6 protein-coding genes and 1 pseudogene are annotated in these 6785 nt (G+C 51.6%); all 7 read left to right on the plus strand.

What is annotated here, in order from left to right:
- A pseudogene (locus ABYA77_RS14345) lies at positions 1-335 on the plus strand (polysaccharide biosynthesis protein); the annotation flags it as partial.
- 3 nt (positions 336-338) lie between these two features.
- On the plus strand, positions 339-2267 hold the full coding sequence (asnB, locus tag ABYA77_RS14350) for an asparagine synthase (glutamine-hydrolyzing) (protein WP_372966643.1): 1929 nt from the start codon (positions 339-341) through the stop codon (positions 2265-2267).
- On the plus strand, positions 2260-3312 hold the full coding sequence (locus ABYA77_RS14355; protein WP_372966644.1) for a hypothetical protein: 1053 nt from the start codon (positions 2260-2262) through the stop codon (positions 3310-3312). The genes asnB and ABYA77_RS14355 overlap by 8 nt, the downstream gene beginning before the upstream one ends.
- A complete protein-coding gene (locus ABYA77_RS14360; RefSeq protein WP_372966645.1) occupies positions 3312-4193 on the plus strand; it encodes a glycosyltransferase family 2 protein in 882 nt (293 codons plus the stop codon). The genes ABYA77_RS14355 and ABYA77_RS14360 overlap by 1 nt, the downstream gene beginning before the upstream one ends.
- Positions 4194-4228: 35 nt before the next feature.
- On the plus strand, positions 4229-5128 hold the full coding sequence (locus tag ABYA77_RS14365; protein WP_372966646.1) for a glycosyltransferase: 900 nt from the start codon (positions 4229-4231) through the stop codon (positions 5126-5128).
- Positions 5129-5163: 35 nt separating this feature from the next.
- Positions 5164-6246, plus strand: a complete 1083-nt coding sequence (locus ABYA77_RS14370; RefSeq protein ID WP_372966647.1) for a GNAT family N-acetyltransferase — start codon at positions 5164-5166, stop codon at positions 6244-6246.
- A gap of 12 nt (positions 6247-6258) precedes the next feature.
- Positions 6259-6785: archaeosortase/exosortase family protein (locus tag ABYA77_RS14375; RefSeq protein ID WP_372966648.1), on the plus strand; the 527-nt coding region annotated here is incomplete at its 3' end.

Here is a 6785-nt window from a genome sequence, read left to right on the forward strand (position 1 = left end):
ATCCGTTCGGGCTGGAAGGGGTGGCGTTTGCGTCTGTTGTGCCCGGGTTGATTTTTGTGCCCTTGTATCTGCGTTACACGTGCCGTCATCTGGGTATTTCTGTGTTCTATTATTTGCGGTCGGCTGTTCTTCCGGGATTTGTACCTGCGGGCATTATGGCCTTGGTTTTGCTGGTTGTTGGTGAATACCTGGTTTACGATTCCTATACCGATATCCTTGTTGGCGCTGTGTTAAGCAGCCTAAGTTGGCTGGCTGGCTTCTGGCTGCTGGTATTAAACAGGGAAGAACGAAGTTATCTGAGTACCCGGATAGCTCGTATGTACAAAAGGACGTAGCAAATGTGCGGTTTTGCCGGGATTGTAAACTCTCAGCGTGCTGGGCTGACAGAGAACAGATTGCGCGAGATGGGGCAGGCGATAGTTCATCGTGGCCCGGATGCAGATGGCGTGTGGATAGGGGCTGAGCTGGGGGTTGGTCTGGTGCACCGCCGGTTGTCTATTCAGGATTTGTCGCCAGCCGGGGCTCAGCCCATGATATCGGCCTCGGGCCGTTACGTTATTGCTTTTAATGGCGAAATCTATAACTTCCGGCAGATTCGGGATGAGCTGGAAAAAGAAGGCTGTGTTTTCAGGGGGCATTCAGACACCGAGGTAATGCTTGCCTCTATCGAGTGCTGGGGGCTTGAAGCCAGTCTCGCACGGTTCTCCGGAATGTTTGCCTTTGCCTTGGTGGATACCCATAAAAGGAGCCTTGTGCTGGCACGGGACCGTATGGGAGAAAAGCCACTTTACTACGGCTGGCAGGGCAATACGCTGTTGTTTGGTTCCGAGTTGAAGGCGCTGCGTGCGCATCCGGATTGGAAGGGCGGCGTAGAGCCTCAGGCTCTGGCTTTATTGCTGAGGCATAACGTCATTCCCGCACCCTGGAGTATTCATCCGGGTATTTTTAAATTGCCCCCTGCGTCGTTTATTGACTTTGATCTAACAAACCTCAGCCCTGGCCGGAGCCCGGAGCCCTCCCGTTACTGGCTGCTTGAAGATTGTTTTGGTGCTTCAGCCTCGGGGACTTTTGATGAGTGTAGTTTCCAGCTTGAAAGCCTTCTGAGTGATGTCATAGAAGACCAGATGGTGTCGGATGTTCCCCTCGGAGCGTTTCTTTCAGGAGGGATTGATTCGTCAACGGTGGTGGCGCTGATGCAAACACGGGCATCTCAGCCCGTTCGGACGTTCAGTATTGGGTTCGACGAACCCGGATTTAATGAAGCCATTCACGCGGCAGAAGTTGCGCGGCATCTGGGCACCAGGCATACGGAGCTTTATGTAAAGCCTGAGGATGCCCTGCAACTCGTTCCGCGGTTGCCGGAACTCTATGATGAGCCGTTTGCCGATTCCTCCCAGTTACCGACTTTCCTGGTCAGTGAGATGACCCGTAAGCACGTTACGGTCGCGCTTTCAGGGGATGGCGGCGATGAGTTGTTTTGCGGTTATACCCGGTATCCATCGGTTGTTAATCGCTGGCAACATCGTTTCAGTGGCAGCGCTCTTGGGCGCAAAGCTGTTTCCTTTATTCCGGAAGGTCTGGCAAGCAGAGTCCTGCGGACAGCTGTACCTTCACAGAGGGGCCGTTCCCTGTTAGCGATTGGTCATCGCCTGAAAGCGGAACGGGCTATGGCAAGGGCCGGTGATTTGTCTGAGTTTTACCGGCAGTCGGTGTCTTTCTGGAATGAGCCGGAGTGTTTCACTAAACCCGTCGGTGAAGGTATTTATGGGTTAAACGCCCCATTACCAAAAGGTGTGCCGGATAACGGCATGAAAACGCTGATGTGGCGTGATCTTAACTGGTATTTGCCAGATGATATCCTGGTTAAGGTAGACCGTGCTGCTATGGCTTGCAGCCTGGAAACGCGCGTTCCCATGCTGGACCCACGGGTGGTCTCTTTTGCGTTGTCTCTGCCACTGAGCTACAACGTGAAGGGGAGTGTGGGTAAGCAGGTTTTACGAAGCGTGTTGTACCGGCATGTTCCTCAGGCACTTGTTGACCGTCCCAAGCAAGGTTTTGCGGTGCCTATCGGGCAGTGGCTTCGTGGGCCTTTGCGGGACTGGGCAGAATCTTTGCTGACACCGTCGGTATTTCAGAAACAGGAATACTTAAACGAAGACGTTGTTATGGCCTACTGGCACGAACATCTGCGTGGCCGTGAGGACTATTCTTCAGAGCTCTGGGGCATTCTTATGTTCCTTGCCTGGCTGGAGAAAAACGTTGGCTGACATCACCCCCTATGACGACAATGCGCATCGTCCTCAAGTGCTGGCGCTGTTTTCGGATGTGCCGTTTAAAGGCGCAATCTGGGAGTACCAGTTTCTGAACAATCCGGGGGCCACTCTCCACGGTTTTCAGCCTGTGGTGGCGGAGGATGGGGGGCGAGTTGTCGGTTTTAACGGGGTTGTTCCGGTATCTATTGTCTGGAATGGCAAACCCATCGAGGCTTTGTGGAGTTGCGACTTTAAAGTCAGCGCTGAGCTGCGTGGGCAGGGAGTTGGCCGGTTAATTAAGGAAGACCTTGCAAAGAAATCTCCGGTGCTGATGGCTTTTGGCATCAGCCCTGTTGCGTCCATGGTGCTTCAGCGAATGGGGTGGCATGCGAATCAGGACGTTCATTTTCTGAAGAAAATTCGTCGCCCGAGATCGCTTCGGGATGTTGCGCTTACGGTTTTCCAGTTTCTGAGTGCCGCTCTGACCTGGAGTTACGGTGGTGGCCGGCTTACAACCCTTCGGAAGGAGAGGCTGCCGGGTAATGGTGAAATTGATGATCTTTGGATAAAGGTTCAGGCCGGCTACAACAAGGTTGTAATGCGTAACGGAGCCTACATGGACTGGCGTTACCAGCAGAACCCTTTTGGTACTTACCGCTTTATTGAGGTTCGGGGCGAGAACGGTCAGCTGGAAGCGATTGGGGTTGTGCGTGCCTCAGGAGGGCAGGTTCGCCTTGTGGATTATGTGGGGCCGGCCAGCAATTTGGCGGTGAAGCGGGCGCTGGTGAAGGCAATGCTCGAATATTGGCAGGGTGCGATTGCGTTTTCGGCCATGACGTCCGATTCGGAACTCAAGCGGGTGATGAAATCGCTCGGCTTTTATCAAGGCCGCGAGCAGCCGCGTTTCTATGTTTGGGCGTCAAACACCGTATTTGAGCCCACTGTGTGCGAACGCAGCGCCCAGGGCTGGTTTATTATGGGCGGAGACTCTGATGGAGATTTATTGCAGGCAGCCCGGGAATCCTGGAATGAAAAAAACACTCATAGGGAAAATATGTAATGTCGACTAAAACTCCTTTGGTGAGTGTTATCACGCCAACCTACAACCGGGCAGATTTTATTGGGGAGGCTGTTGAGAGTGTTCTTGCTCAAACGTATCCTCATTTTGAATTTTTGATTGTTGATGACGGCTCTGAAGACAATACGGATGACGTTTTGAAACCGTACCTGGCCGACAGCCGGATCAGGGTGTTCCGGCAGGAAAATCAGGGGCAGAGTATTGCCAGGAACCTGGCGCTGGCGGAAGCGAAAGGTGAATACATATGTTTTCTTGATTCGGACAATTACTGGCCGAAAGACAAGCTTGAACAGCAGGTTCGCCTTTTTGCCGAATTTCCGGATACAGATGTGCTTTACGGTGACAATGTCATCATTAACGAAGAGGGGTGCGAGGTCAGTCGCAACAACATGTCGCGTTATTCGGGTAATATTGCCCGACATATGATCAAAGATAATTGCGTTGCCATGAACACCACGATGGCTCGGCGGCGCTGTTTTGATGAAATGGGTGGCATGAGCGGTAAGCGCCGGGTAGCCGATGATTACGATTTATGGCTTCGTTTATCCGCACGCTACGTGTTTCGCTACGAGCCCCGGTACTGGGCATGGTATCGGGTGATGGAAGATCAGATTTCATCTGATAAAACACGGCGGTTTCAGGTTAACGAGGAGATTATTTTTGATTTCAGAAAGGATTTCCCTGAGGCGCTTTCCGATAAAGAGTTCAGAGCCGGTTTTGCGCATTTCTATATCCGTAAAGGGCGCTATTTGGGGAGTGTTGGTAAAAAAACAGAAGGCCTGAAAGAAATCGCTAAAGCAATTCAATACGACCCATTGCAGCTTAATGTATGGCGGGCGCTACTCGCCGTTTTGCTTAAGTAAAATCGTTATCGGCACGACAAGGAAGCTTAGTAGTCATGTCATCGAAACCTCGTGTATCAGTGATCACCCCAACCTTCAATCGTGCAGGATACTTGCCGATAGCGGTTGAAAGCGTGCTGGCTCAGTCTTTTGAAGACTTTGAGCTGATCGTGATTGACGATGGCTCAACGGATGAGACGCCGGAGCTGATGAAGCAATATCTGGCAGATTCCAGAGTCCGCTATTTCCAGCAGCCGAATCAGGGCCAGAGTGTGGCGCGTAATCGCGGAATTGCTGAATCTTCAGGGGAGTTTATCTGCTTTCTGGATTCTGATAATGCATGGGTAGAGTCCAGGCTTGCTTCTGCGTTGCAGGCGTTTGAGGCGAATCCGCAGGCTGATATTGTCTATGGCGACTACATGGTGATTGATGCTGAAGGGCGGGAGCTTGGTGTTAACAGGATGAAACGCTATTCCGGTCGCATAACGCCCATGCTCATTCACGATAATTTTGTGAGTATGAATACCACGATGACTCGCAGGCGCTGTTTTGAAGAAATGGGTGGCTTCGACAGCAATGATCGCCTGGCAGAGGACTATGGGCTGTGGCTTCGTTTTTCGACGCAATACACATTTCACTATTTGCCGGAAGTCCTTGGATTCTATCGGGTAATGGAAGATCAGATCTCTACTGATAAAGAGAGTCGGTTCAAGGCGAATGAACAGTTGATACTGGAGTTTTTGAAGTCTTATCCTGGCGCTCTGTCCTACTCGGAAAGGCGTCATGGGCTGAGCCGCTTTTATGTTCGGAAGGGGCGATATGAGCTTTCTTCCGGTCGTCCCGGGCTTGCCAGTAAGGAGTTGGCCCGGGCGCTTTGGCTGAACCCCTTGTGGTCTGGGCCGTGGCGTTTTGCGGCTAAACTGGCTGTTCAGCTGGTTCGGATTGGTGCTAAGTAATGTACACCGTTCGGGAATGTACCCAGGATCAGTTTATGTCTCTGCAGGATGATTGGGCTTTATTGCTTGATCGCAGCGATGCCGATCCGCTTTTTATGAGTTGGGCGTGGCAGATCTCCTGGTGGGAAGTGTGGGGCAGTGAGCTCGATCTGACGCTATTGTTGCTGGCGGTTTACGATGAAAACGAGCAACTGGTCGCTTTGGCTCCATTGTATGTGAATGAGTTTACGACACCGGTTGGCTGGCGCGTGAGGCGTCTTCATGTGGTGGGTAATGCATGGAAACTAAAGCCAACGGTTCGTACGGAGTACGTTGGGTTTATTGCCGATATCCGTCATAAAAGTGCAGCGCTGGCGGCGTTGGCAGGTTATCTGAAGCAGGAAGCCTGGGACGAGCTGATACTGGCTGATGCCTCTTTGCAAACAATGGCAGAGTGGGAGTCGCAGCTTGATCTTCATGTAAATGCGGCCAGGCTTGTTCGCAGTACGGCAGAAGGGGTGGTGATAAACACCTCGGGAGAATACTCTGCCTGGTTGGCCGGGCTTGGCAAGAATACCCGGCTGAAGGCGTTTAATCGCCGGGCGCTGTTTGAAGGCGAGTTGCGGGGAACCTGGTGCCCGTGGTCTGATCCAGAAAGCTTTTTGAGTCTTCTTAACGAGTTTCATCAGGAGCGATGGGGCAAGGCTTGCTTTGATAAGCATGCGGTTCGCTTTCATCAGCGCTTGTTAGCACGGCTTTCGGATAATCAGCAGGCCAGGCTTTCTGTTTTGAAGTCTGGAGATAAGGTTTTGTCTGTTTTGTACGATATTCGTGCGGGCAACCGGATCTATAATCTTCAAGCTGGTTTTTCCGAGCAGTTCCACTCCAAAATATCGGTGGGAACTCTTCATCTGGGCTATTCAATTGAGCAGGCTTTCAGCGACCCAGCCGTAGTCGAGTACGACCTGTTAGCTGGCGCGGGTAAGAATACTTTCTATAAAAGGCACTTCAAGGGCCAGATCGTGCCGTTTACGACTGTGGAATATGTCCGTTCACCGGTACTGAAATTGGCGTATGGTGCTCGAGGTTTCTTGCCTCAGGGGCTGGTTTCCTCCGTTAATCGTTTCTTCAGGCTGTAAGCAGGGTTATTTATGAATAAGGAATGGATTCCGGCATCGGGAGTTTTGCGGCAGTTACTGCCTTTCCTTGCCGTATTTTGCCTGTTTGGGGTGTTCGCTTTCTCCACAATTGAAGGGGTGGTTACACGTTGGCTCAAGCTGGATGAGTCATATTCACACGGGTTTTTGTTGTTGGCGGTTTCGCTGTTCCTTACTGTGCAGGCGGTTAAACGCCATCCGGTTGTTTCGGGCTTTTATCCGTTTTGGCTTTTGCCTTTTGCTTTGTGTCTTTTGGGCTACTGGCTTGGCGGCCTGATTCGCTTGCAGGCTTTGCAACAGCTTACGTTGGTGCCGATGTTGCTCAGTGGTTTTGCGGTCGTGATGGGCTGGCGGCAGATACGTTGGTTTCTGATCCCGCTGGGACTTTTGTTTCTCACGGTTCCTGTGTGGGATTTTCTGGCCTGGAATCTTCAGCTAATCACCGTTGCGGTGAACAAGTTTCTGCTTGGCTTTCTGGATATTAATTTCGAGATTGAGGGTGTTTTTGTTTATTTGGTCGG

Source organism: Marinobacter sp., from assembly GCF_041595835.1.
Taxonomy (GTDB): domain Bacteria; phylum Pseudomonadota; class Gammaproteobacteria; order Pseudomonadales; family Oleiphilaceae; genus Marinobacter.

Coding starts and splice junctions, on each gene's coding strand:
- ABYA77_RS14360 (WP_372966645.1), top strand. CDS start 3,312: ATGTCGACTAAAACTCCTTTGGTGAGTGTTATCACGCCAACCTACAAC.
- ABYA77_RS14370 (WP_372966647.1), top strand. CDS start 5,164: ATGTCTCTGCAGGATGATTGGGCTTTATTGCTTGATCGCAGCGATGCC.
- ABYA77_RS14365 (WP_372966646.1), top strand. CDS start 4,229: ATGTCATCGAAACCTCGTGTATCAGTGATCACCCCAACCTTCAATCGT.
- asnB (WP_372966643.1), top strand. CDS start 339: ATGTGCGGTTTTGCCGGGATTGTAAACTCTCAGCGTGCTGGGCTGACA.